The 23,527-nt window shown below is 73.9% G+C and carries 28 protein-coding genes; 17 read left to right on the top strand and 11 right to left on the bottom strand.

The genetic code is table 11. The features are described from left to right. Window positions 1-38: 38 nt before the first annotated feature. A complete protein-coding gene (locus ABEA04_RS21295; protein WP_345463758.1) occupies window positions 39-995 on the top strand; it encodes a helix-turn-helix transcriptional regulator in 957 nt (318 codons plus the stop codon). 562 nt (window positions 996-1,557) lie between these two features. Here the strand turns inward: ABEA04_RS21295 and ABEA04_RS21290 are convergent. Continuing rightward, on the bottom strand, window positions 1,558-3,078 hold the full coding sequence (locus ABEA04_RS21290) for a helix-turn-helix domain-containing protein (protein WP_345463755.1): 1,521 nt from the start codon (window positions 3,076-3,078) through the stop codon (window positions 1,558-1,560). A 91-nt stretch (window positions 3,079-3,169) separates the two neighbouring features. Here ABEA04_RS21290 and ABEA04_RS21285 point away from each other — a divergent pair, with 91 nt between their 5' ends. Beyond that, the gene (locus ABEA04_RS21285; protein WP_345463752.1) at window positions 3,170-3,784 is read left to right on the top strand and encodes an HAD-IA family hydrolase; all 615 of its coding nucleotides are present in this window, start codon (window positions 3,170-3,172) and stop codon (window positions 3,782-3,784) included. Here ABEA04_RS21285 and ABEA04_RS21280 read toward each other — a convergent pair. Beyond that, entirely contained in the window at window positions 3,768-5,114 is a 1,347-nt protein-coding gene (locus tag ABEA04_RS21280; RefSeq protein WP_345463749.1) for a TolB-like translocation protein, read from the bottom strand. The two genes, ABEA04_RS21285 and ABEA04_RS21280, sit on opposite strands and share 17 nt — an antisense overlap. A 177-nt stretch (window positions 5,115-5,291) precedes the next feature. Here ABEA04_RS21280 and ABEA04_RS21275 point away from each other — a divergent pair, with 177 nt between their 5' ends. Next, complete coding sequence (locus tag ABEA04_RS21275; protein ID WP_345463747.1) at window positions 5,292-5,603, top strand: DUF3072 domain-containing protein; 312 nt, start codon at window positions 5,292-5,294, stop codon at window positions 5,601-5,603. A 26-nt stretch (window positions 5,604-5,629) separates the two neighbouring features. After that, window positions 5,630-6,604 (top strand): helix-turn-helix transcriptional regulator, encoded by a 975-nt coding sequence (locus tag ABEA04_RS21270; protein ID WP_345463745.1) that lies wholly within the window; start codon window positions 5,630-5,632, stop codon window positions 6,602-6,604. Window positions 6,605-6,697: 93 nt separating this feature from the next. Here ABEA04_RS21270 and ABEA04_RS21265 read toward each other — a convergent pair whose 3' ends face one another. Together ABEA04_RS21265 and ABEA04_RS21260 are read right to left on the bottom strand one after the other, a co-directional pair. Beyond that, the gene (locus ABEA04_RS21265; protein WP_345463742.1) at window positions 6,698-6,859 is read right to left on the bottom strand and encodes a hypothetical protein; all 162 of its coding nucleotides are present in this window, start codon (window positions 6,857-6,859) and stop codon (window positions 6,698-6,700) included. 118 nt (window positions 6,860-6,977) lie between these two features. After that, window positions 6,978-7,742, bottom strand: coding sequence for a phosphotransferase (locus ABEA04_RS21260; protein WP_345463739.1), 765 nt, complete (start codon window positions 7,740-7,742; stop codon window positions 6,978-6,980). A gap of 58 nt (window positions 7,743-7,800) precedes the next feature. Between ABEA04_RS21260 and ABEA04_RS21255 the strand changes: the two genes are divergently transcribed. Then, window positions 7,801-8,211 (top strand): YybH family protein, encoded by a 411-nt coding sequence (locus ABEA04_RS21255; RefSeq protein ID WP_345463736.1) that lies wholly within the window; start codon window positions 7,801-7,803, stop codon window positions 8,209-8,211. Window positions 8,212-8,233: 22 nt separating this feature from the next. Here ABEA04_RS21255 and ABEA04_RS21250 read toward each other — a convergent pair whose 3' ends face one another. Continuing rightward, on the bottom strand, window positions 8,234-8,695 hold the full coding sequence (locus tag ABEA04_RS21250; protein ID WP_345463733.1) for a DinB family protein: 462 nt from the start codon (window positions 8,693-8,695) through the stop codon (window positions 8,234-8,236). A gap of 107 nt (window positions 8,696-8,802) precedes the next feature. Here ABEA04_RS21250 and ABEA04_RS21245 point away from each other — a divergent pair, with 107 nt between their 5' ends. Then, a complete protein-coding gene (locus ABEA04_RS21245; RefSeq protein WP_345463730.1) occupies window positions 8,803-9,078 on the top strand; it encodes a DUF7218 family protein in 276 nt (91 codons plus the stop codon). Window positions 9,079-9,195: 117 nt separating this feature from the next. Beyond that, on the top strand, window positions 9,196-9,954 hold the full coding sequence (locus ABEA04_RS21240; RefSeq protein WP_345463727.1) for an SDR family oxidoreductase: 759 nt from the start codon (window positions 9,196-9,198) through the stop codon (window positions 9,952-9,954). A gap of 29 nt (window positions 9,955-9,983) precedes the next feature. Here the strand turns inward: ABEA04_RS21240 and ABEA04_RS21235 are convergent, their stop codons facing one another. After that, the gene (locus ABEA04_RS21235; protein ID WP_345463724.1) at window positions 9,984-11,378 is read right to left on the bottom strand and encodes an arylsulfatase; all 1,395 of its coding nucleotides are present in this window, start codon (window positions 11,376-11,378) and stop codon (window positions 9,984-9,986) included. Between the two features lie 72 nt (window positions 11,379-11,450). Between ABEA04_RS21235 and ABEA04_RS21230 the strand changes: the two genes are divergently transcribed. The 5 genes from ABEA04_RS21230 (at window position 11,451) to ABEA04_RS21210 (ending at window position 16,242) form a co-directional block, all read left to right on the top strand. Continuing rightward, the gene (locus ABEA04_RS21230; RefSeq protein ID WP_345463721.1) at window positions 11,451-11,930 is read left to right on the top strand and encodes a helix-turn-helix transcriptional regulator; all 480 of its coding nucleotides are present in this window, start codon (window positions 11,451-11,453) and stop codon (window positions 11,928-11,930) included. 5 nt (window positions 11,931-11,935) lie between these two features. Then, complete coding sequence (locus ABEA04_RS21225; protein ID WP_345463718.1) at window positions 11,936-12,349, top strand: VOC family protein; 414 nt, start codon at window positions 11,936-11,938, stop codon at window positions 12,347-12,349. A gap of 64 nt (window positions 12,350-12,413) precedes the next feature. Next, complete coding sequence (locus ABEA04_RS21220; RefSeq protein WP_345463715.1) at window positions 12,414-14,786, top strand: ATP-binding cassette domain-containing protein; 2,373 nt, start codon at window positions 12,414-12,416, stop codon at window positions 14,784-14,786. A gap of 246 nt (window positions 14,787-15,032) precedes the next feature. Continuing rightward, window positions 15,033-15,728: a VOC family protein gene (locus ABEA04_RS21215; protein ID WP_345463712.1), complete on the top strand. Its 696-nt coding sequence runs from the start codon at window positions 15,033-15,035 to the stop codon at window positions 15,726-15,728. Between the two features lie 10 nt (window positions 15,729-15,738). Continuing rightward, window positions 15,739-16,242 (top strand): hypothetical protein, encoded by a 504-nt coding sequence (locus ABEA04_RS21210; protein ID WP_345463709.1) that lies wholly within the window; start codon window positions 15,739-15,741, stop codon window positions 16,240-16,242. Here ABEA04_RS21210 and ABEA04_RS21205 read toward each other — a convergent pair. Further along, on the bottom strand, window positions 16,229-16,918 hold the full coding sequence (locus ABEA04_RS21205) for a VOC family protein (RefSeq protein WP_345463706.1): 690 nt from the start codon (window positions 16,916-16,918) through the stop codon (window positions 16,229-16,231). The genes ABEA04_RS21210 and ABEA04_RS21205 overlap by 14 nt on opposite strands. An 84-nt stretch (window positions 16,919-17,002) precedes the next feature. On the opposite strand from ABEA04_RS21205, the gene ABEA04_RS21200 reads away from it, so the two are divergent. Further along, entirely contained in the window at window positions 17,003-17,887 is an 885-nt protein-coding gene (locus ABEA04_RS21200) for a GNAT family N-acetyltransferase (RefSeq protein ID WP_345463703.1), read from the top strand. A 199-nt stretch (window positions 17,888-18,086) separates the two neighbouring features. On the opposite strand, the gene ABEA04_RS21195 is transcribed toward ABEA04_RS21200, so the two are convergent. Further along, window positions 18,087-18,380 (bottom strand): GlsB/YeaQ/YmgE family stress response membrane protein, encoded by a 294-nt coding sequence (locus ABEA04_RS21195; protein ID WP_345463701.1) that lies wholly within the window; start codon window positions 18,378-18,380, stop codon window positions 18,087-18,089. A 144-nt stretch (window positions 18,381-18,524) separates the two neighbouring features. On the opposite strand from ABEA04_RS21195, the gene ABEA04_RS21190 reads away from it, so the two are divergent. After that, the gene (locus ABEA04_RS21190; protein ID WP_345463699.1) at window positions 18,525-19,196 is read left to right on the top strand and encodes a LuxR C-terminal-related transcriptional regulator; all 672 of its coding nucleotides are present in this window, start codon (window positions 18,525-18,527) and stop codon (window positions 19,194-19,196) included. A gap of 73 nt (window positions 19,197-19,269) precedes the next feature. Here ABEA04_RS21190 and ABEA04_RS21185 read toward each other — a convergent pair whose 3' ends face one another. After that, entirely contained in the window at window positions 19,270-20,520 is a 1,251-nt protein-coding gene (locus ABEA04_RS21185; RefSeq protein WP_345463697.1) for a DUF3500 domain-containing protein, read from the bottom strand. Between the two features lie 116 nt (window positions 20,521-20,636). Between ABEA04_RS21185 and ABEA04_RS21180 the strand changes: the two genes are divergently transcribed. Next, window positions 20,637-21,359, top strand: a complete 723-nt coding sequence (locus ABEA04_RS21180) for an alpha/beta fold hydrolase (protein WP_345463695.1) — start codon at window positions 20,637-20,639, stop codon at window positions 21,357-21,359. Here ABEA04_RS21180 and mraY read toward each other — a convergent pair. Next, complete coding sequence (gene mraY / locus ABEA04_RS21175; RefSeq protein WP_345463692.1) at window positions 21,338-22,423, bottom strand: phospho-N-acetylmuramoyl-pentapeptide-transferase; 1,086 nt, start codon at window positions 22,421-22,423, stop codon at window positions 21,338-21,340. The two genes, ABEA04_RS21180 and mraY, sit on opposite strands and share 22 nt — an antisense overlap. A gap of 193 nt (window positions 22,424-22,616) precedes the next feature. Between mraY and ABEA04_RS21170 the strand changes: the two genes are divergently transcribed. Together ABEA04_RS21170 and ABEA04_RS21165 are read left to right on the top strand one after the other, a co-directional pair. Next, on the top strand, window positions 22,617-22,937 hold the full coding sequence (locus tag ABEA04_RS21170; RefSeq protein ID WP_345463689.1) for a DMT family transporter: 321 nt from the start codon (window positions 22,617-22,619) through the stop codon (window positions 22,935-22,937). Window positions 22,938-22,952: 15 nt separating this feature from the next. Next, window positions 22,953-23,396: a hypothetical protein gene (locus ABEA04_RS21165; RefSeq protein ID WP_345463686.1), complete on the top strand. Its 444-nt coding sequence runs from the start codon at window positions 22,953-22,955 to the stop codon at window positions 23,394-23,396. A gap of 6 nt (window positions 23,397-23,402) precedes the next feature. Here the strand turns inward: ABEA04_RS21165 and ABEA04_RS21160 are convergent. Then, a partial coding sequence (locus ABEA04_RS21160; protein WP_345464394.1) for an integrase core domain-containing protein occupies window positions 23,403-23,527 on the bottom strand: 125 nt, incomplete at its 5' end.

The raw sequence follows: 23,527 nt of genomic DNA, 5'->3' as shown, positions 1-23,527 counted from the left end.
GGGTGAAGTGATCACCGTCTGATCACTTTGGTAGGACGATGGACGACGTGCGCGCCGACCGCCTCGTGGCCACCGTCCTGCTCCTGCAGCAGCGCGGGCGGGTGACGGCGCGCGAGGTCGCCGACGAGCTGGAGGTCTCGGTGCCCACGGCGCGGCGCGACCTCGAGGCGCTCTCGGCGGCCGGCGTCCCGGTCTACGCCCAGCCCGGGCGCGGCGGCGGGTGGCAGCTGGTCGGGGGAGCGCGCACCGACCTCAGCGGCCTGACCGCGACGGAGGCGCAGGCGCTGTTCCTCAGCCTGGGTCCGGCCGCCGGTGGTGCGGCCGCCTCGCGCACGGCGCTGCGCAAGCTGCTGCGCGCGCTGCCGGCGACGTTCCGCGAGGACGCCGAGGCCGCGGCCGCGGCGGTCACCGTCGACTCGTCGCCGTGGGGGCGGCACGACCGTGGGCGATCGGCGCACCTCGAGGTGCTGCAGGCCGGGGTGGTCGCGCGGCGCCGGGTGCGACTGTCCTACGCCGACGCGCGGGGGGCGGTCAGCGGGCGGGTCGTCGAGCCGTGGGGCCTGGTCGACAAGGACGACGTCTGGTACCTCGTCGCCGGCACCGACCGCGGACGCCGCACCTTCCGGGTCGACCGGGTCGTCGACGCCGAGCCCACCGGCGAGACCTTCGAGCGTCCCGCCGGCTTCGACCTCGACGCCGCCTGGCGTGAGACGGTCGGCGCGATGGAGCGGCGCCGTGCGGCCACCGCCGCCGAGGTGCTCCTCGCCCCTCGCTGGCTGCCGGTGCTGCGCGACGTCCTGGGGCGGCACTGCGAGGACGCGACCTCGGGCCCCGAGCCGGACGGCCGGGTGCGCGTGCGCGTCACCGCCCCCACCCCCCGCGACGTCGCCCGCCACCTCGCCGGCTGGGGCGGCCTCGTCGAGGTGGTCGGCCCGGACGCCGTCCGCGACGAGCTGGCGCGGATCGGCGCCGAGCTGGTGGCGGCGTACGGCTGAGCGGGGCCGTGCCGGGCTGGGCTGGGCTGGGCTGGGTCGTCAGGGGCTGGGTCGGTGGGCGGTGCGCTGGCCACGGTCTCGGGGTCGGGAACGGTGGCTGGTGCACCGCCGTCCGGGGCTGGGTCGGTGGGCGGTGCGCTGGCCACGGTCTCGGGGTCGGGAACGGTGGGTGGCGCACCGCCGTCCGGGGCTGGGTCGGTGAGCGGTGCGCTGGCCACGGTCTCGGGGGCGGGAACGGTGGCTAGCGCACCGCCGCCCGGGCCTGAGCCAGGCGAGCGGTGAGTGACTTACCGATTCGCACCGCGAAACGGTCACTAGCTCACCGCCGACCCGAGCCGACCCGGACCGGCGGTGCGTCAGTGACCGAGTCGCAGCCCGAAACGGTCACCAGCTCACCGCCGACCCGACCCAGCCCGCACCAGCGGTGCGTCAGTGACCGAATCGCAGCCCGAAACGGTCACCAGCTCACCGCCGCCCCGACCCAGCCCGGACCCGGCGGTGCGTCAGTGACCGAATCGCAGCCCGAAACGGTAAGCAGCTCACCGCCGCCCCGGGCCGAGGCTCAGAAGTCGCGGAACGTCTCGATCTGGGCGCCGAGGAGGTTGAGGCGCTCGGCGAGGTCCTCGTAGCCGCGGTGGATGACATAGGTCGAGCGGAGCACCGAGGTGCCCTTGGAGGCGAGCATGGCCAGCAGGATGACGACGGCCGGGCGCAGCGCCGGGGGGCAGACCAGCTCGGTGCCGGTGAAGGACGTCGGGCCCTCGATCATCACGCGGTGGGGGTCGAGCAGCTTGACGTGGCCGCCGAGCTTGGTGAGCTCGGTGAGGTAGATGGCGCGGTTCTCGTAGACCCAGTCGTGCAGGAAGGTCTGGCCGTCGGCGACGGCCGCGATGACCGCGAAGAACGGCAGGTTGTCGATGTTGAGGCCCGGGAACGGCATCGGGTGGATCTTGTCGAGCGGCGCGTGCAGCTGCGAGGGGTGGGTGACGATGTCGACCAGGCGCGTGTGGCCGTTGCGGGCGACGTACTCCTCGGAGCGCTCGTAGAGGAAGCCCATCTCCTCCAGCACCGCGAGCTCGATCTCGAGGAACTCGATCGGCACCCGGCGGATGGTGATGGACGACTTGGTGACGATCGCGGCGGCCAGCAGCGACATCGCCTCGATGGGGTCCTCGCTGGGGGCGTAGTCGACGTCGACGTCGATCTCGCGCACCCCGGTGACGGTGAGGGTGGTGGTGCCGACGCCCTCGATGCCGACGCCCAGCTTCTGCAGGTAGAAGCAGAGGTCCTGCACCATGTAGTTCGACGAGGCGTTGCGGATGACGGTGGTGCCCTCGTGCAGCGCGGCGGCCATCAGCGCGTTCTCGGTGACGGTGTCGCCACGCTCGGTGAGCACGATCGGCCGGTTCGGCTCGATGGCCCGGTTGACCTGGGCGTGGTAGTTGCCGTCGGTGGCCTTGACCTCGAGCCCGAACGGACGCAGCGCGGTCATGTGCGGCTCGACGGTGCGGGTGCCGAGGTTGCAGCCGCCGGCGTAGGGCAGCTCGAAGGTCTCCTCCCGGTGCAGCAGCGGGCCGAGGAACATGATCACCGAGCGGGTGCGGCGGGCGGCGTCCTCGTCGATGTTGCTGAGGTCGAGGTGGTGCGGGGGCACGATCTCGAGGTCGTTGTCGGCGTTGAGCCAGCGGGTCTTCACGCCGAGGCTGGTGAGCACCTCGAGCAGCCGGTTGACCTCCTCGATGCGGGCGACCTTGCGCAGCGTGGTGCGCCCGCGGTTGAGCAGCGTGGCGCACAGCAGGGCGACGCCGGCGTTCTTCGAGGTCTTCACGTCGATCGAGCCGGTCAGCGTGGTGGGGCCCTGCACGCGCAGGTGGGTGGGGCCGAGCTCGACGATCTCGGAGTCGAGGGCCTCGCCGACGCGGGCGAGCATCTCGAGCGAGAGGTTCTGGTGACCCTTCTCCATGCGGTTGACGGCGGACTGACTGGTGCCGAGCTGGTCGGCCAGCTGGCTCTGGGTCAGCCCGCGGTGCATGCGGGCGTCGCGGATGAGGGTGCCGATGCGTCCCTTGTAGTCGACGGTCATGACACCGACCGTAACTCACATGTGAGATAACGCCACACCGACACTCGCGTGCCGCGTGTCACGGGCTGCGGCCCGCGGCAGGATGTCGGTCGTGTCGATCCGTGCCGTCGTCCTCGACATCGGCGGGGTCCTCGAGATCATCGACGACGCCGTCTTCCCGGGCCCCTTCCTGAGCCGTCACGGCCACGCAGCGGACGCGCTCGAGCAGGTGCCGCTGCGGGCGGACGCCGGAGTCGGTGGCCTGTCGGAGGCGGAGGTGCGCGCCGCCTGGCGCGACGGGCTGGGGTTGAGCGAGGAGCAGGCCGACGAGCTGATGGCCGACTTCTGGCGCTGGTACGTCGGCACGCTCGACCGGCCGCTGTTCGCGTGGTACGCCGGCCAGCGCCCTGCCCGGCTGACCGGCATCCTCAGCAACTCCGGGCCGGGGGCGCGTGAGGCCGAGCGGCACCACGGCTTCGAGGCCGTGACCGACGTGCTGGTCTACAGCCACGAGGTCGGGCTGGCCAAGCCCGACCCGCGGGTCTACGACCTGACGGCCCGACGCCTGGGCGTCGAGCCGTCGGAGATCGTCTTCCTCGACGACGTCGAGGCCAACGTGGAGGCGGCGCGCGCGGCGGGCTGGCACGCCGTCCTCCACGTCGACACCCCGACCTCGATCGCCGAGGCCGAGGCGGTCATCGCCCGGCAGCTCAGCGCGCAGCCCTGACCCGGACGGCGGTCGAGGTGGCCTGCGCGGTGCCGCCGGCGCCGCCGGCGGTGACGGTCACCGAGACCTTGCGGCCGCCGTCCGCCTTCACCAGGCGGTACGTCGACCGCGTGGCGCCGGCGATGGGGCGGCCGTCGCGCAGCCAGCGGTAGGCGAACGACGTCGGCGAGCCGCTCCAGGTGCCCTTGGCGGCGGTCAGGGTCTTCCCGACGACGGCCGTGCCGCGCACGACGGGCCGCGCGGTGCTGGCCGGGACGGCGGCGCGGTAGGTCCAGCCGGAGAACGACGGCTCCTCGGCGTTGCTCAGCACGACGTCGATCGGGGCCTCGCAGACCGCGGGGTTCGTGGTCATGTAGATCTCGTCCTCGTAGACCAGCGCCAGGCGCCCGTCGCGCGAGAAGACCGGGGACGCGAGCCCGTCGAGCTTGCCGGTCGTGCAGCGCCGCGCGGGCGTGGCCGGGTTGGCGTCGGTGCGCGGGTCGCCGGCGGTGGTGTACCAGAAGATGGTGGTGTCGTCGTCCACGCCGCGGACGGCGGCGACGTAGCGCCCGTCGTGCGACAGGGCCGGGTCCTCGAGGTCCTCGAAGTCGAAGGTGTCGCCCGAGCCGGTCTCCCAGTCGGTGAACCAGAGCCGCTCGTCGCTGCCGAGGTCCTGCACCCGGACGTCGCTGCTGCCCCCGCCGCCGAGCAGCAGCCGGTCGGTGCCGAGCCACTGCGGGTCGTTGCCGAACGAGGTGCCGTGCTGGTCGGTGTCGGTCTGCCGGTCGGAGCGCGAGACGCCGGTGGCCCAGCGCTCGAGGCACCCGTTGGTGCACTCGAAGCCGGTGAAGCTGTAGGCCACCCGCCGGCCGTCGGGCGAGATCGCGACGTCGATCGGGACGCCGTCGACGGGGTGGCTCACCGAGTTCAGCAGCGGGGCGGGGTCGAAGCGGCTCAGCTCCCGGCCGTTCGGCGTGAGGCGCACGATGTCGTGGCCGTGCCGGGCGGCGATCGTGCCGTCGTCGGCCTGGGACGGCGACCCGTAGGCCCGGCGGACGGTGCCGTCGGTGGTCACCGGCCGGGCGCCGGAGCCGTCGGCACGGGCGACCCACACGTCGTGGTCGCGAACGAAGACCAGGCTGCCGACCGGAGCAGCCGCGCCGGTCCGCCGCTGCGTGCCGGCGTCGGGTGCGCCACCGACCGTGTGCCCGACGACCGGCGCGGCGGTGGCCGGGCCGTCGGGGCCGTCGGGGCCGTCGGTGACCGCGGCGGCGGACGGCGCGAGCGCCGCCGACGCCAGGGTGGCGGCGGTCGCGAGCGTGGCGAGCGGGAGGAGGGCGGTGCGGTTCACGGTGGTGCTCCTGGGTCGGGTGGTCGCGGTGCGGTGCCGCGGACGCTAGGGAGCCCGTCGTCCCGGGCCCCAGGGACGCCGGTCACCAGCCGGCGGGGCTCCCGGCCCGGGGCCGTCACCCGCGGCCCCACCCCAGAGGTGGGTGGCACTGTCGGTGGCGCGACGTAGGTTCGAGCCATGAGTGAATCGAACACACATTCGGACCCCGCTACCCACGCTGCCCCCGTCGACGCCGCCGCGGAGGCTGCGGCCGAGGCCCCGCCCACCGCCAGCGGCGACGTGCTGGGCGCCGAGAACGACAGCAGTGCCGAGAAGGACCCCGAGCAGTGGGTCACCGGCGACGAGCCCATGACCGGCGCGCAGCGCAGCTACCTCGACACCCTGGCCCGCCAGGCCGGCGAGACCATCTCGGCCGACCTGACCAAGGCCGAGGCGAGCGAGCACATCGATCGGCTGCAGGAGGTCACCGGGCGCGGCCAGGGCACCTGAGCCCCGGCCGCGGCTAGCCTGCCGCGGTGGCCGTCGACCCCTACCTGACCGAGGAGACCAGCCCCACCTCGCGGGCGCTCATGGCCCTCGAGCTGATCCACGACCGGCCCGGCGTCTCCGGTGAGGCGCTGGCGCGGCGGCTCGGGGTCTCCACCCGGGCCGCGCGTCGCTACGTCGGCATCCTGCGGGAGGCCGGCATCCCGGTCGAGTCGACCTCGGGCCGCTACGGCGGCTACCGCGTGGGGCGCGGCTTCCGGGTGCCGCCGCTGATGTTCTCCACCGAGCAGGCCCTCGCCCTGGTGATGGCGGCGGTGCGCGGTCGGCACGCGGTCGGCGGCACCGGCGCGGTCGACGACGCGCTCGACAAGATCGTGCGGGTGCTGCCCGCGGCGGTCGTCGGCCCGGTCGAGGCGCTGCGGCAGGTGCGCTCGCCGCGCGACGAGCCGGGCGGTCCCGACCCCGCGGTCGCCAGCCGGCTGGCGCAGGCCGCGCAGGACGGCGTCCGGGTGCGGCTGACCTACCGCACCCACCCCGAGCGGCCGGCGCGCGAGATGGACGTCGACCCCTGGGGCGTCGCGCTGCGCCACGACCGGTGGTACCTGCTCGGCTGGTCGCACACCGCCGAGGCGACCCGGGTGCTGCGGCTCGACCGGGTCGAGGCGCTCGCCGACACCGAGCACCGCTTCGAGCCGCCGGCCGGTCTCGAGGTGGCCGACGCCGTCGACGAGCACCTCTCCGAGGGCTGGGGCGAGCAGGTCTCGGTCGTGGTCGACGCGCCCCCCGGGCTGGTGGCCTGCTGGCTGCCGCGTCACCTCGGACGGCGTGAGCCGATCGACGAGGGGGCGCGCACGCGCGTGGTGGCGAGCACCGAGAACCCCGACTGGTACGCACGACAGCTCGCCCGCCTGGAGGCGCCCTACGTGGTGGAGGGACCTCAGTCCCTCAAGGACGCCTGTCGCAGGCTGGGCGAGCTGGTCGTGCGGGCGGCCGGGCCGCCCTGATCGTGCAGGTCGTGCAGGTGGAGCTGATCGTGAGAGTGGTGCGGGTCGTGCTGGTCCTGCAGGTGGTGCGGGAGTGCGTGCGCACGGCCGGCCTCAGCGCAGCTGGCCGAACCGAGCGACGTCGTGGTGGGTCTGCGCTCGCAACCGGTCACGCCGGGACGCGAGTCGCACGAGGCGCTCCTCGCGGTCCAGCGGGGCGCCGGCGGCGCGGCGGTGGGTGCGGCGCGAGGCGAGTCGGGCGGAGATGGTGGTCATGGCGGTCCTGCTCTCTCTCGGGGTGTGACCACAGCCTGGGCGCACCGGCTTGCGCTCGACTTGCAGTGGGCTTGCGGTGCGATGTCAGACCGGCGAACCGGCCGGGTCGCGGCACGGGTCACAGGTGCGCGGTGATGGCCCCGGCACGATCCCGCAGGCCGCGAAGGGCCCGCAGGGTGCGCTCCGGCTCGCCGGTGGCGCGCAGACGGCGCATGCCAGCGTCGCCGTCGTCCGCGGCCCGCACCAGGGCGACCGCGACCCACGCCAGCCGCTCGAGGGCGCCCGCCAGCACGTCGCGGGCCTCGAGACCGGGTTCGCCGTAGGCGGTCGCGACCAGCCGCAGCCGGGACGCCGTCCACGCGTCGGGGTCGTCGACGGGCGGCACGCGGTAGAGCGGCACGCAGTTCCACGCGAGGAAGCCGAGCTCGAGGCGCGCGGTGGTGGGGCCGGCGAGGTCCCAGTCGAAGACGCCGGCGAGCCGGTCGGGAGCACCGGTCACGAAGCAGAGGTTGTAGGGCGCGACGTCGTTGTGGCCGATCAGGTCGGCACCGGGTGCCGACGGGAAGCGCCAGGGGCCGCGCAGGTCGAGCCCGCGGGTGGTCTCGTGCAGGCGCCGGGTCCAGGCGACGACGGCCGCCAGCTGGGCCTTGCTCAGCTGCTCGCGGTCGACGTCGACGACGAGGCCGGGCAGGAAGTCGAGCACCTCGCGTCCGCGCTCGTCGGTGCCGTGGTGGCGCGGCACCGCGGGCAGCCGTGGCGCCAGGTGGCCGAGCAGGCGCATGACCGCCGGCGTCCACGGCCCGGTCTCGCGACGCACCGTGTCGCCGACCCGCCAGACCCGGCCGACGTTGCCGCCGGCGAGCAGCTGCTCGTCGTGGGTCACGGGCGCCACTCTCGCCGATCGGCGTTGGATCCGCCCGCCTCGGCGGGTCGGTACCCGCATGAGCACTCACGAGCAGCAGGTCGAGCAGCAGGTGGAGCAGCTGGTGCGGCGCTGGGCCGAGGCGGTGCACACCGGTGACCTCGAGACCGTGGTCGCCGACCACGGCGACGACCTGGTCATGTTCGACGTGCCGCCCCCGCACGACGGCGTCCGCGGCCTGGCGGCCTACCGCGCGACCTGGCCGCCGTTCTTCGACTGGCAGCGCAGCGGCGCGGTCTTCGAGATCGTCGAGCTGCAGGTCACCGCGGGGGACGACGTCGCGTTCGCCTGGGCGCTGCTGCGGTGCGGCACGCCCGACGAGCTGGCCGTGGACCCGGCGCGGCGGCTCCGGCTCACGCTCGGCCTGGAGCGGCGCGCGGGGCGGTGGGTGGTGACCCACGAGCACCACTCGTTCTGCCACCCGGCCTGAGCCCCTCGGACGGCTCGGGCTGTCAGCGGCCGGTGGCGCCGTCGATGAGCTCGCGCAGGATGTCGGCGTGGCCGGCGTGCCGGCCGGTCTCCTCGATCATGTGCACCAGTGCCCACCGCATCGACAGCCGCTTGCCCGGACGGCGGATCGGGTCGTCGAGGTCGGTGGCCGCGATGACGGCGTCGGCCTCGGCCACGGCGGCGCGGTAGGCGTCGCGGACGTCGTCCACGCTCGCCGCGTCGTCGGCGTGGAAGGTGACCTGCCAGTCGTCCGGGGCCTCGCCGAGGAAGGTGAACCGCTCGACGGCGGTCAGGTGGGTCACCAGGCCCAGCACGTTGGTGCCCGAGGCGACACCGGGCTCGCGGACGGCGGGCTCGGGGGCGCCGTCCAGCGTGGAGAGGACCGAGGTGCGCAGGTAGCCGAGGAAGGCGCAGAGCGTGTCGCGCTCGCCGCTGTCGGTGGTCGGGGGCGGCTGGTCGCTCATGGCGACAGTCTGGCGGGGAGCCTCGACCGGCGGGGTGAGGCGACATGCGCCGGGCGGCCGGAGGCTGGACCCGGCGGCACCCGTCCGCCCGGCGGCCAGGAGGAGGCATGATGCCCGCGAAGAAGGACCACGGCGCCAGCGTCGGCGACGACGAGCTCTACGAGAAGATCCGCGCCGAGGGCGGCAGCAAGCAGAAGGCGGCCCGCATCGCCAACGCCGCGGCCAACACCTCGCGCAGCGCCGTCGGCCGCAAGGGCGGCGCGTCCGGCTCCTACGACGACTGGACCGTCGAGGACCTGCGCAAGCGCGCCGCCGAGCTCGACATCAGCGGCCGCTCGTCGATGAGGCGCGACGAGCTGATCGACGCGCTGCGCGACAGCTGAGGACGGCGGGCCGGGGGTCTCGAGGATCGGCCGTGGCCGGCCTCGCACCTCGACCGTCGTGAAGGCCGTGCCCGGCCTCGCACCTCGACCCCTGTCCGAGCGCGGCATCATCGGGCCATGACGAGCGACCGGGTCACGGTGCTGACGGGTGGGTCGCGCGGCATCGGCGCGGCCACGGCACGGCTGTGGGCGACGTCGGCGACGCCGTCCGACGTGCTGCTGCTGACCTACCGCAGCCGGGCCGAGGACGCCGCGCGCGTGGTCGCCGACGTGGTGGACGCCGGCGGCCGGGCCGAGGCGGTGCGCTGCGACGTCGCCGACCCGGCCGAGGTGGCCGGCGTCTTCGAGCGTGCCGACGCGCTCGGCGTGCTGGTGGCGCTGGTCAACAACGCCGCGACCCTCGAGCAGCAGGCCGACTTCGAGGACCTCGACCACGAGCGGTGGCGCCGCGTCTTCGCCACCAACGTCCTCGGCGTCGCCGAGGCCTGCCGCCACGCCGTCCGCCGGATGTCGGCCGCGCACGGCGGCCGCGGGGGAGCGGTCGTCAACGTCTCGTCGAAGGCCGCCCAGCTGGGCTCGCCGCACGAGTACGTCGACTACGCGGCCAGCAAGGCCGCCCTCGAGACGCTCACCCGCGGACTGGCGCTCGAGGTGGCACCCCACGGCGTCCGCGTCAACGGCGTGCGCCCCGGCATCATCGACACCGACATGCACGCCGACGGCGGCGAGCCCGGCCGGGCCGCCCGGCTCGGCCCCGGCCAGCCGATGGGCCGGGCCGGCACCGCCGAGGAGGTGGCGGCCGCGATCCTGTGGCTGCTCTCGCCGGCCGCGTCGTTCACGACCGGCGCCTTCGTCGACGTCTCCGGCGGGCGCTGAGCCCGGTCACCGAGGTCAGGCCCCCAAGGTCAGGCCACCGCCTGCGCCATCAGCTGCTCGGCCCGGCGCACCAGGTCGGGGTGCTGGGCCGCCACGTCGGTGGTCTCGGCCTCGTCGGTCTCGAGGTCGTACAGCTCGACGGCCCGCCCGCCGAGCCGCACGGCCTTCCAGCGGCCGAAGCGCACCGCCTCGTCGAAGCGGCCCTCGTCGAACGACCAGTAGAGGTGGTCGTGGGCGCGCTGCGCCCGGCCCTGCAGGGCGGCGGCGAAGGAGATGCCGTCGAGGCCACGCGGCGTGCGGGCCCGGCCGAGCTCGGCGAAGGTCGGCAGCAGGTCCCAGACCGCGATCGGCTCGGTGACCACGCGGCCGCCGGGCGTGCCCGGCACGCGCGCGATCATCGGCACCCGGATGCCGCCCTCGTAGACGTCGCGCTTGATGCCCCGCAGGCCGCCGTTGCTGTCGAAGAAGTCGGCGTCGTGGGGCACGGCGGCGTTGACGTAGTCGTAGTTCGCACCGGCCTCGTGCGGGCCGTTGTCGCTGACGAAGACCACCACGGTGTCGTCGGCCAGGCCGCGCTGCTCGAGGCGCTCGAGCAGCAGACCGACCTGGGCGTCGGTCCAGGTGACCTGCGCGGCGTGGGCCTTCTCGCCGTCGGGCCAGTCCTGGTCGCCGTACGGGCCCTCGTCGATGTGCACGTTCGGCGCGTGCGGCGTGGTGTAGGAGACGTCGAGGAAGAACGGCTGGTCGCGGCGGGCGGCGTCGTCGAGGAAGGCCAGCGCCTGCTCGGTGATCAGGGTGCCGGCGTAGACGGCGTTCCTGGTGTGGTTCTCGGAGTAGATGACGGTGGTCTCGTCGTCCCACAGGTAGGTGGGCCAGTAGTCGTGGCAGTGCGACTGGTTGATGTAGCCGAAGAACCGGTCGAAGCCCTGCTCGGTCGGGTGGCTCGCCTGGCCGGCGCGCTCGGGGCCCAGGCCCCACTTGCCGATCAGCCCGGTGCGGTAGCCGGCGCGGCCGAGCACCTCGGGGATGGTGACGTCGTCGCGGCTCAGGCCGCGGCCGGCGTCCGCGTTGGTCTTCACGGTGGCGTGGCCGGTGTGCTGGCCGGTGAACAGCGAGCAGCGGGTGGGGGCGCACGTGGGGGTGGCGTAGGCCTGGTCGAAGCGGATGCCGTCGGCGGCCAGCCGGTCGAGCACGGGCGTCTGCAGCACCTGCTGGCCGTAGGCGCCGACCTCGCCGCGGCCGAGGTCGTCGACGACGACCAGCAGGATGTTCGGGCGGCCCTTGCGGCCGCGCGGGGCCCGGGACGACGGTGCGGGGACGGCCTGGGCGGCCGACGAGGTGGTCGTGGTGGCCGCGGTGCCGGCGACCGCGGTGGCGGCCAGGCCCGAGAGCACGGAGCGGCGGGGGAGGGTCCGAGAGGTCATGGCGACGCATACTAGACAAATCGACTCGACTCAGTGTGATTCACGGGCGCCCCGGCGTGCCAGGATCGGCGGGTGGCCCCGGCCGACCCCCACCTGCGTGACCTGGTGCTGCTGCGCCGGGTGCGCGACCGCATCGACCGCGAGTACGCCCGACCGCTCGACGTCCCCGCCCTGGCCCGCGGCGTCGGCATGTCGGCCGGCCACCTCAGCCGGCAGTTCAGGCTCGCCTACGGCGAGTCGCCGTACAGCTACCTGATGACCCGGCGCATCGAGCGCGCGATGGCGCTGCTGCGGCGCGGCGACCTCAGCGTCACCGAGGTCTGCTTCGCCGTGGGCTGCTCCTCGCTCGGCACCTTCAGCACCCGCTTCAGCGAGCTCGTCGGCGTGCCGCCGAGCGCCTACCGGGCGCAGCACGCGGGGGACGACGGCGTCGGGGCCGAGCTGCCACCGTGCGAGGCCCGCAAGGTGACCCGACCGGTCAGGGACGCCCGGCCCACCGGCGGATCGATCACGAATCGAGAAGCGGCACCGGGCGGGACGGACCTAGCGTGAGCGGCATGGACATCACCATCCACCAGGCCTACCTCCCGCACACCGACCACGAGGCCTCGCTGGCCTTCTACCGCGACCTCCTGGGCTTCGAGGTGCGCAACGACGTCGAGAACGGCGGTCAGCACTGGCTGACCGTCGGGCCGCCGTCCCAGCCCGACGTCGCCCTCGTGCTGCACCCGCCCGCCGTCGACCCCGGCATCACCGAGGAGGAGCGACGCGTGGTCGCCGAGATGATGGCCAAGGGCACCTTCGCCAGCCTCAACCTCGCCACGCCCGACGTGGACGCCGCCTTCGAGCGGCTGCAGGCGGGGGACGTCGAGGTCGTGAGCGAGCCGACCGACCAGCCGTGGGGCGTGCGCGACTGCGCGCTGCGCGACCCGGCGGGCACCACGATCAGGCTCTTCGAGGTGCGCCGATGAGTCGTGGGCCCGCGGCGGGTCCATCACCGCAGCCACGACCGACGAGCAGGGGAGGACCCACCCGGTGACCACGAGAGCAGCCGACAGCCACGACCTCATCCGCGTGCAGGGGGCACGCGAGAACAACCTCAAGGACGTCAGCGTCGAGCTGCCGAAGCGCCGGCTGACGGTGTTCACCGGCGTCTCGGGCTCCGGCAAGAGCTCGCTGGTCTTCGCGACCATCGCGGCGGAGTCGCAGCGGCTGATCAACGAGACCTACAGCGCCTTCGTGCAGGGCTTCATGCCGAGCCTGGCCCGGCCCGAGGTCGACGTGCTGGAGGGGCTGACGACCGCGATCATCGTCGACCAGGAGCGCATGGGCGCCAACCCGCGCTCGACGGTCGGCACCGCCACCGACGCCAACGCGATGCTGCGCATCCTGTTCAGCCGCCTCGGCAAGCCGTACGTCGGCCCGCCGACGGCGTTCTCGTTCAACGTGCCCACCCGCAAGGCCAGCGGCGTGATGAGCACCGAGAAGGCCGGCCGCACCGAGCGCAACGTGGTGCGCGACGTCGTCTACCTCGGCGGCATGTGCCCGCGCTGCGAGGGCATGGGGCACGTCAGCGACTTCGACCTCACCGCCCTGTACGACGAGTCCAAGACGCTCAACGAGGGCGCGCTCACGGTGCCGGGCTACTCGATGGACGGCTGGTACGGCCGGCTGTTCGCCGGCATGGGGCTGCCGATGGACAAGCCCATCGCCACGTTCACCAAGAAGCAGCTCGACACGATGCTCTACAGCGAGCCGACCAAGATCAAGGTCGAGGGCATCAACCTGACCTTCGAGGGCGTCATCCCCAAGGTGCAGAAGTCGATGCTGAGCAAGGACGTCGAGGCGATGCAGCCCCACGTGCGGCGCTTCGTCGAGCGGGCCATCACCTTCGACACCTGCCCCGAGTGCGACGGCACCCGGCTCACCAAGGAGGCGCTCGCCTCGAAGGTGAAGGGCAAGAGCATCGCCGACCTGTGCACCATGCAGATCAGCGACCTCGCCGAGTGGGTGCGGGCGCTGAAGGAGCCGTCGGTCAAGCCGCTGCTCGGCGGCCTGCAGCACCTGCTCGACTCCTTCGGCGAGATCGGGCTCGGCTACCTCTCGCTCGACCGGCCGGCCGGCACGCTGTCGGGCGGCGAGGCGCAGCGCACCAAGATGATCCGCCACCTGGGCTCCTCGCTCACCGACGTCACCTACGTCTTCGACGAGCCCACGATCGGGCTCCACCCGCACGACATCGAGCGCATGAACCAGCTGCTGCTGCAGCTGCGCGACAAGGGCAACACGGTGCTCGTGGTCGAGCACAAGCCCGAGACGATCGCGATCGCCGACCACGTCGTCGACCTCGGCCCGGGTGCGGGCTCGGGCGGCGGCGAGGTGTGCTTCGAGGGCACCGTCGCCGGGCTGCGTCGCAGCTCGACCGTCACTGGCAAGCACCTCGACGACCGCGCCGCGCTCAAGGACGCCGTGCGCGAGCCCACCGGCACCCTCGAGGTGCGCGGCGCCTCGACCCACAACCTGCGCGACGTCGACGTCGACGTCCCGCTCGGCGTCCTGTGCGTGGTCACCGGCGTCGCCGGCTCGGGCAAGAGCTCGCTGGTGCACGGCTCGGTGGCCGGCCGCGACGGTGTCGTGGTGGTCGACCAGGGCGCCATCAAGGGCTCGCGCCGCAGCAACCCGGCCACCTACACCGGCCTGCTCGAGCCCATCCGCAAGGCGTTCGCGAAGGCCAACGGCGTGAAGCCGGCGCTGTTCAGCAGCAACTCCGAGGGCGCCTGCTCGACCTGCAACGGCGCCGGCGTCATCTTCACCGAGCTGGGCGTGATGGCGACCGTGGAGTCGCCGTGCGAGGAGTGCGAGGGACGCCGCTTCCAGGCCTCGGTGCTCGAGCACACCCTCGGCGGCCGCAACATCGCCGAGGTGCTGGAGATGTCGGTGGCCGACGCCGAGACGTTCTTCGCCGACGGCGACGCCAAGGTGCCCGCGGCCCACAAGGTGCTCGACCGCCTGGTCGACGTCGGCCTCGGCTACCTGACCCTCGGCCAACCCCTCACCACGCTGTCCGGCGGCGAGCGGCAAAGGCTGAAGCTGGCCAACGAGATGGCCGAGAAGGCCGAGGTCTACGTGCTCGACGAGCCCACGACGGGCCTGCACCTCGCCGACGTCGACCAGCTGCTCGGGCTGCTCGACCGGCTCGTGGACGACGGCCGCTCGGTCATCGTCATCGAGCACCACCAGGCCGTCATGGCCCACGCCGACTGGATCATCGATCTCGGCCCCGGCGCCGGCCACGACGGCGGCCAGGTGGTCTTCGAGGGCACCCCGGCCGACCTGGTCGCCGCGAAGAGGATGAAGAAGAAGACGACGCTGACCGGGCAGCACCTGGCGGAGTACGTCGGGGTCTGAGTCCTGGTCGGCGTCGTGGTCCTGGCGGGGTTGCGCCCGGCCGGGGCGGGTTGGGCTGGCCGGGGCCGGGGTGGGGGTCGTGTGCCTGAGACCGGCCCATGCGCCGTCCAGGGGCACACGACCCCGCCTCCGGGCCGCCTGCCCACCGGCCCGACCCACCGGCCCGACCCGGCCTCGCACCGCCTCGTCGGGACGACGCTCGAACGAGGCTGTCGATCGTCCGCGACCCCGCCTAGCGTCGTCGACATGGACATGCTGACGAACGACGAGATCGCCGGCGCCGGCCTGGCCGACTGGCGCAAGCTCGGGCAGGGGCTGCACGCCCGGTTCGCCGTCGACGGGTTCGCGGCCGCGGCCCGGCTCGTGGTGGCGGTGGCCGAGGTGGGCGACGAATTGGGGCACCACCCGACGGTGAGCCTGGGGGAGGGGTGGGTCGACCTGCGGGCCATCACCCCCGACGCCGTCTACCGCGGCGGCGACGGGGACGAGCGCGTGCTCGCGTGGGTCACGGCGCAGGACGTCGAGCTGGCCCGGCGCGTCAGCGAGGTTGCCGCCCGGCAGGGCGCCAGGCCCGACCCGGCCTCGGTGCTCACAATCGAGCTGGCCCTCGACACGGCCCGTGCGGGCGAGCTGTCGCCGTTCTGGTCGGCGCTGCTGAGCAGTGACGCCGGCTCGCCGGGTGACGACGTCCGCGACCCGACCGGGCGCGTGCCGATCCTGTGGTTCCAGGAGTCCGAGCCGCGTGCTGACGCAGTCCCGCAGCGCTGGCACCTCGACGTGTGGGTGCCGCCCGAGCAGGCCGGGTCCCGCATCGCGGCAGCGGTGGCCGCCGGAGGCGTCGTCGTCGACGCCACCCAGGCGCCGTCCTTCACGGTGCTGGCCGACGCCGACGGCAACCGCGCCTGCGTCTGCACCGCGCTCTCGGCCGCAGCGGACGGGTAGGACTGGGCCGATGATCCGTGACCGGCGCGAGGAGGACCTCGACGTCCTGGTCCGCGTGCTCACCGACCTGACCGGCGGCACCGGGGTCGTCGGTGGCTCGTCGGCGCTCAGCTGGCTGCGGCGGCCTGGGGCCGACGTCTCCTGGGTCTTCGACCAGGCGCCGGTGAGCGTCACCCCGACCCGCAACGTGGTCGGTCACGTGCAGGTCCGCCGGCCGGACGACGACGCCTGGGCCCGCGAGGTCGCGGGCCTCGTCGGACGCGACGTCGGTGACCTGCGGGTGGTCGGCCGGCTGTTCGTGAAGCCGGTGACCCACCACGTCGGGATCGCACGGCACCTGCTCAGGCAGGCGGTCGACCGAGTCGAGTCGCGCGGACTGGTGGCGGCCATGCACCCCGATGACCGCGAGCTGGTGCCGCCGCTGCTCTGCGAGCGGTTCGGCTTCACCGAGGTGCCGACCGGCGGCGGCCGACCAGGAGTACTGGTGCGCGACGACGTGGTCAGACCGGGCTGAGCAGGACCAGCTCGTCGCCGGCGGGGTCGGCGAGCCCGCCGTCCGCCGACCGGGTGGCGCCGAGCGAGACGAGCCGGTCGGCCTCGGCGCCGTGGTCGCCGACGGCGAGCAGCGTGAAGCGCTGGCGGCCGCGACCGGCCCGCGGCGCGACCGGCGGGCCGCCCCAGGCGATCTTCGTCCCGCCGTGCGGTGACTGGACGGCGGTCTCGCCGTCGTCGTCCCACACCAGCGGCCAGCCGAGCGCCTCGCTCCAGAACACCCCGACCTCGCGGAGCCCGTCGCAGGCGACCTCGCCGAGCGGCCCGCAGCCGGCGGTGAACCGGTTGCCCTCCTCGAGCACGCACAGCGCGTCGCCCGCCGGGTCGGCGAGGACGACGTGCCCCTCCTCGGGTCGCTGGCCGACGTCGAGGTGCCGACCGCCGAGGTCGAGCACCCGCGCCACGGTCGTGTCCTGGCCGACGCCGTCGCTCGTCAGGTGCAGGTGCACCAGCTCGGGCGCCTCACCGCGCGGGGTCGTGGCCCGCTCGAACCCCAGCCCCACCTGCGCCGCGGTGCCCAGCACGCGGAGCCCGAGCGCGTCGTCGACCACCTCGCGGCCGAGCAGCGCAGCCCAGAACCGGGCGACGCCCACCGGGTCGTCGACGTCGAAGGTGATCGCCACGAGCTCGCACGCCATCGTCCGACGCTAGGCGGGCCGTCGCCGGCCGCTCAACCGGATATGCGCTGGCGCGGCCCCGGCCGGCGGTGGTCGGCTGGGCGCATGCACGAGACCACGGCGACCGGCCGCGAGGCGCTCGACCTGACGACCCGGCTGCTGCAGCGGGTCCGCCTGGCCCACCCGACGGCGGGCGTGTGGGAGGCCGCCGACGTGCAGTGGTGGTCGCGCAAGCCGATGGCCTCCGACGGCGTCGCACGGCCCTTCTGGCTGGACGACGACGGACCCGTGGCCGGGGTCGTGCTGACCGCCTGGCGCGAGTCGGCCTGGCAGGTCGACCCGGTCGTCGTGCCCGGGGCCGGGGTCGACGTCGCCGCCGTCTGGGCCCGCGCCGTCGAGCTGGCCCGGCAGCACTCGCCCGGCACCTTCGAGGTCCCGGTGGACGACGCCGACACCGCCGCGGTGGCACTGGCCACCGACGCCGGGCTGGTGGCGGGCTCGCGGGACTCCACCGGCTGGCTCGACGCCGCCGACCGGCTGCCGGTGGTGCCGCCGCCCGCGGGCTTCCGCCTGGTCGACCGGGTCGGGCGGGACGACGTCCCCCACCCGATGGTCGCGCGCAACGGGGACGACGTCGCCCGACGGCTGGCGGGCCTCTCGCTCTACGACCCGGCCCTCGACCTCGCCGTCAAGACCGACGACGGGCGCGTCGCCGGCTACACGCTGCTCTGGCACGACGAGCGCACCGGCGTCGGGCTGGTCGAGCCGGTGCGGGTCGAGGACGACTTCGCGCGACGTGGTCTGGGCCGCGCCATGCTGACCGCGGGCATCGACCGGCTCGCGGCGCGTGGCGTGCGGCGGGTGAAGGTCTCCTACGGCTCCGAGGCCGCCGGGGCCCTCTACCGGGGTGTCGGGTTCACCCCGACGTCGACCTCCACCTGGTTCGGCCCGCCGACCGACGAGCCCGACGGGGACGCGCCGGCCCGCTGACGCGTTCCCGCCACGCCGGCCGGCCCGACCGCCCGACGAGCGTGTCGTCGGGCGGCCGGGCCGGTGCTCGCTCGGGCGAGCGACGCCGAGGGCGGTCCGAGGTCTCGGAGCCGGCCCCTCGCCGCGACGGCCGCCGGGCCGGGGGTGGGAGTCGCCGGCGGCTGTCGACCGTGGGGGAGCGGGGTGGGTCAGGTGCGGGTCAGATGCGGGACGCCGTGCGTCGCGAGCTGTGGTGACGCTGGGTCGCGGTCCAGATCAGCAGCACGATGACGGCTCCGACGATCGACCCGAGGACGCCGGAGGGCTGCAGCAGGCCGGCGTCGGCGTCGTCGCCGAGCAGCAGGTAGCCCAGCAGGCCGCCGACGAACGAGCCGACGATCCCGATCGCGATCGTGGCGACCACCGAGAGGTCCTGCCGGCCGGGGATGAGCAGCCGTGCCACGAAGCCGGCGAGGGCGCCGACGACGACGATGGTGAGGATCAGTCCGAGCATGACGATTCCTTTCCGAGGCGCGCAGACGCGGCCTGGTGGCCACGGCGTCCTGCGGTGCGCCTGAGGAGCCGGGTGGGGCTCGCCTCCGACAGAACCACCCCTAGGGCTAGCGCTGCACACACCTGGGTGGGTTACCGTCCGGTAATGACCCGGGCCCCCAACGAGGACGCGATCTGGGTGGCCCTGGTCGACGACTACGACGTGGTCGTCAAGGGTGTCGCCACGATGCTCGACCCCTACCGCGACCGCGTGCTGGTGGCCGAGCTCGACACCGACCGCCCGGTCAAGGACGACGTCGACATCGCCCTCTACGACTCCTTCGCCCAGCCCGAGTCCGACCAGGAGCAGATCAAGGTGCTCCTGGCGAACCCGCGGGCCCGCAAGGTCGTGGTCTACACCTGGAACTTCCACCCCGAGCTGGTCGAGGCGGCGCGGGCGCTCGGCACGCACGGCTATCTGTCCAAGGCGCTGCCGGCCCGCGACCTCGTCGCGGCCCTGGAGGCGGTCCACGCCGGTGAGATCGTCTTCAGCGACCCGCCGTCACGCATGCGGACCCCCACCAGCCAGGACTGGCCCGGTCGTCAGGAGGGCCTGACCGACCGCGAGGCCGAGATCCTGGCGCTGATCACCCAGGGCAAGAACAACGCCGACATCTGCGAGGTGACCTACCTCGCGCCCAACACCGTGAAGTCCTACGTGCGCAACCTCTACCGCAAGATCGAGGTCGACAGCCGCACCCAGGCCGTCGTGTGGGGCGTTCGCCACGGGTTCCTGCCCGACCACCACCGCATCGACCACTGGCGCGGCGGCCCTTGAGTCGCCGTCCGGGCACTCCGGGACGTCCGGGCACCCCGGGACCGGCCTGGCGTGGCACGGGCCGGCCGCCGTCCTAGCTGACGTCACCGGGCGCGCCGGGCATCTCGCCCCCGCCCGGGCCGCCCATGCCGCTGGCGGCCTGCTGGGTCACGCTGCCGGCGTAGTCGTTCGTCGGGTCGCGGTAGATGGTGTGCACGTGGCCCCAGCCCGAGGTGGTCACGCCGTCGACGTCCGCACCGGCCGATCCCTGCTGGGCCTGGAACGCCACGTAGACGTCGGGCCCGGAGATCGAGAAGCTGATGCCGTCGCCGGTCGACATGTCGTAGGTGGTCTCGCCCGACCAGGCGATGACGGTCTCGTCCAGGGTCGCCTCGATCTCCTCGCGGGTCGCCTCGGTGGTCTCGTCGTCGGCCAGGCCGGTCCAGTTGGCGATCAGCTCGAGCAGCAGCTCGGCCTGCTCGTCGGTGAGGTCGGCGCCGCTGAGGCCCTCGCCCGTGGCGAAGCCGCAGGTGTCGCCGGGGGCGCACATGCTCACCTCGCCCGAGGTCAGGGTGGCCTGCTGCTCCGCGGTCAGGCTGTCGAAGAAGGCGAAGGCGTCGGTGTAGATGCCCTCGAAGGGCTGCACCTCCTCGCCGTCCTCGTTCGTGTAGACGGCCGGTTGCACACCGAGGTGGGTGGGAGCGAAGGTGATCGCGTCGGCCGAGCCGTCGAGCGTGGCGTTGATGCCGAGGTGGTGGCCGCCGAACTGCACCTCCCACGCCTCGGTGGTCGAGGGCTCACCGAAGAGTGCGATGTAGTACTGGCCCAGCGAACTCTCCGTCGAGCTGCTGTTGTCGGCGAGGTACTGGTCGCCACCGATGATGGCGGCCACGGTGGCGTAGCCCTCGTCGTCGAGCAGCGCGGCCAGCACCTCCATCGCGGCGCCCTGCTGCTCCTCGGTCAGATCGGCCAGGTTCAGCCCCGCCCGCTCGACGAAGGTGACGGGGAAGTTCGACCACGACGTCGTCCTGGTCTCGTCGTCGTAGTCGTAGACCACCTGCCCGCGCTGCTCGTCGGTCAACGTGGCCAGGAAGGCCTCGGCCGCCGCGGCGGCATCGCTGACGGTCGTGCTGGTGCTGGTGGCGTCGGCGCCGCTCTCGTCGGCCACGGCGGTGGCCGCGTCGGCGACCGTGCTCGACGAGGTCGCCGAGGTCGAGGAGGACGAGGCGCTGGTGTCGCTCACTCTGCCGCAGCCGGTGAGCGCGAGCACACCGACGAGCGTGACGGAGGCCAGGCCGGCGAGTCGGCGGCGGAGGCGAGCGGCGGAGGGACGCGGTGAGGTCATGTCCCGAAGGCTGGCGAGACGCACTGTGCGGTTGCTGTGAGACCTCTGTGGTGCGGCCGCGAGGTGCTCGGATGCCGGTCGTGCGGCCCGGCGGTGGCCGACGCTAGCGTCACGGCGTGGACGAGCTGAGCGTGGTCGCGGACGACGGCGTCCGGCTGCACGTCGCGGCGTGCGGCTCGGGGCCGGACGTCGTGGTGCTCTCGGGCGGCCCGGGGTGCGTGCACTACCTGGCCGACGAGGCGCTGGCGCCACGCGGCGTCCGGGCGTGGTTCCCCGACCCGCGCGGGGTCGGGCGCTCGGAGGGCGGGGCGCACCCGATGGCGCGGGCGGTGGCCGACCTCGAGGCGGTGCGCGCCGCGGCGGGCGTGGAGCGCTGGGTGGTCCTCGGCCACTCCTGGGGCGGCGACCTCGCCGTCCGCTACGCCCTCGACGCGCCCCACGCCGTCCGCGGCGTCGTGTCGGTGGCGATGCACGGGCTGCACCGCGACCGGTCGTGGGCGGAGGCCTACGAGGCGGCGAAGGACGACGACCCCGGGCCCGACATCCCCTTCTCCGACACCGTGTGGCGCTCGCTGCGGGCCTCGTTCGCGGAGTGGATCCACGAGCCGGGGCTGTGGCGGGCGCTCGCCGACTCGCCGGTGCCGGTGTACGTGGTCACCGCCGGCGACGACATCCGTCCGGCGTGGCCGCACGCCCAGCTGGCGGCGCTGGTGCCGCGGGGGAGCCACGAGGTGGTGCCCGGCGTGCCCCACGACCTCTGGCACACCCACCCCGACCGGTGGGTCGAGGTGGTCACCCGCGCCTGCGCGGACCTCTCTCAGAGCAGCCAGTCGGCGTAGAAGACGCCGAGGCCCGCGGCGACGCACAGCCCGGCGATGATCCAGAACCGGATGACGACGGTGACCTCGTCCCACCCGAGGTGCTCGAAGTGGTGGTGGATGGGCGCGATGCGGAAGATGCGGCGTCCGGTGCCGGTGAGCCGGCGGGTGAGCTTGAAGTAGCTCATCTGCAGCAGCACCGACATGGTCTCGAGCACGAACAGGCCGGCGATCAGCGCCATGAGCAGCTCGGTGCGCGTCATGATCGCGAGCCCGGCGAGCGCGCCGCCGATGGCCAGCGAGCCGACGTCGCCCATGATGATGCGCGCCGGCTTGGCGTTGTACCAGAGGAACCCGACGCAGGCCGCGGCGACCGCCGTGGCGAAGACCGCGAGGTCGAGCGGGTCGCGCACGGTGTAGCACTGCGACTCCACGACGTTGGCGCGCACCGAGCCGCACTGCTGGTTGTTCTGCCAGATGCCGACCACCGCGTAGGCGCCGAAGACGACGGCCGCCGTGCCGGCGAGCAGCCCGTCGGCGCCGTCGGCGAGGTTGGCGCCGTTCGAGGTGGCGGTGACGATGAACCAGATCACCACCAGCACCACGACCAGGGGGAGCTTGGGACCCCAGTCGTGCGTGGTCGAGATGTACTGCGAGGCCGGGCGGACGCCGTCCGCGTCGGCGAACAGCTGCGTGGCCAGGACGCCGAAGACCACCGCCACGAGGGTCTGCCCGGCCATCTTCTGGCGGCTGTTCAGACCGGCGTTGTTCTGGGTGTAGACCTTGATGTAGTCGTCGAGGAAGCCGACCACCCCGCAGCCGACGATCAGCAGCGCGAGCAGCCACGCGCTCGCCGTCGGCCAGCCGCCGGCCATGAGCGTGGCGAGCAGGTAGGCGAGCAGGGCGCTGGCGACCACGACGACGCCGCCCATGGTCGGGACGCCGCGCTTGACGTGGTGGGTGGTCGGACCGTCCTCGCGGATCGGCTGACCGAAGCCGTGGCGGGTGAACCAGCCGATGGCCACGCGGGTGCCGAGCATCGAGCACGCCAGTGCGAGGCCGCCGGCGAGGAGGAGAGCGCGCACGAGGGGACCACCTGCTGCCTCCTTCACGGGCGTCACCGCGGCCGGAGGGGTGCCACGGGACGAGCGGGTGCAACGGGAGCGAGCGGCACCCACTCTGGCCCAGCCCGACGTCCGGCCGCCACCCGAGGGTCCCGGCGTGTCGCCGCCACCCGCCGGTCGCTGCCGGCCGCGGCGCGCCGGTAGGTTCGGCCCCGTGGCCTACCTGCTGCTGCTCGGGGCCATCGTGCTCGAGGTCATCGGCACCTCGCTGCTGCGCTCCACCGAGGGCTTCACGCGCCTGTGGCCGACGGTGGCGTGCCTGCTCGCCTACGTGGCGGCGTTCCTGCTGCTGAGCCGGATCGTGCAGGAGCTGCCGATCGGCGTGACCTACGCGCTGTGGAGCGGCATCGGCACCCTGCTGATCGTGACCGTCGGAGTGACGCTGCTCGGCGACCCCTTCACCTGGCGGGCCGGGGTCGGCATCGGCCTGATCGTGGCCGGGGTCGTGGTGCTCAACCTCGGCGGCGCGCACTAGCGCCCGACGGTCGCCGTGGACCTGCTGCCCGCCGCCGCGTTCCGGCGCACCGACGCCGAGCGGGCCGACCAGCGGCTGGCCTGGGCGCGCGCCGACCGCGCCTTCTTCGCCGCCGGGGCGTGCCACGTGCTCGCCTGGGCCTGCCGGCGGCTGCACCCCGGCCGCGGCGTCGGTCTCATCGGGCTGCGCCGCCCCGGTGCCGCGGAGGTGAGCCACGTCGTCGCGACGCGGGACGGGTGGGCACTCGACCACAGCGGCTGGCACCCGGCGTCCGAGGTGGTGCGGGTCAACCAGGAGGCCGACGGGCCGCTCGACGTCGTCGTCCTCGACCCCGACCTCGCCCGGTTCTGTCGCGAGCACCGCCACCGGCCGCCGCCGGACTTCGCCCACGACCCGTGGCCGCGGGCGCGCTGCTACGTGCGGCGCTTCGACCCGCCGTGGGCGTCCGGCTCGGGCTAGACGCGGCTAGGTGTGATGCCCAGCCAGGTTGTTCAACCGGTTGATGGGTGGTTGGCCTGCGAGGGCTGAGTGGGGCCGGTGGTGGTTGTACTGGTGCAGCCATCCTGCCAGGGCTGCTCGGCGGGCGTTTT

Origin of the sequence: Nocardioides marinquilinus (assembly GCF_039543705.1) — a bacterium.
Classification (GTDB): Bacteria; Actinomycetota; Actinomycetes; order Propionibacteriales; family Nocardioidaceae; genus Nocardioides; species Nocardioides marinquilinus.
The sequence above is the reverse complement of the archived record's forward strand: the minus strand, read 5'-3'. Positions and strand labels throughout refer to the sequence as shown.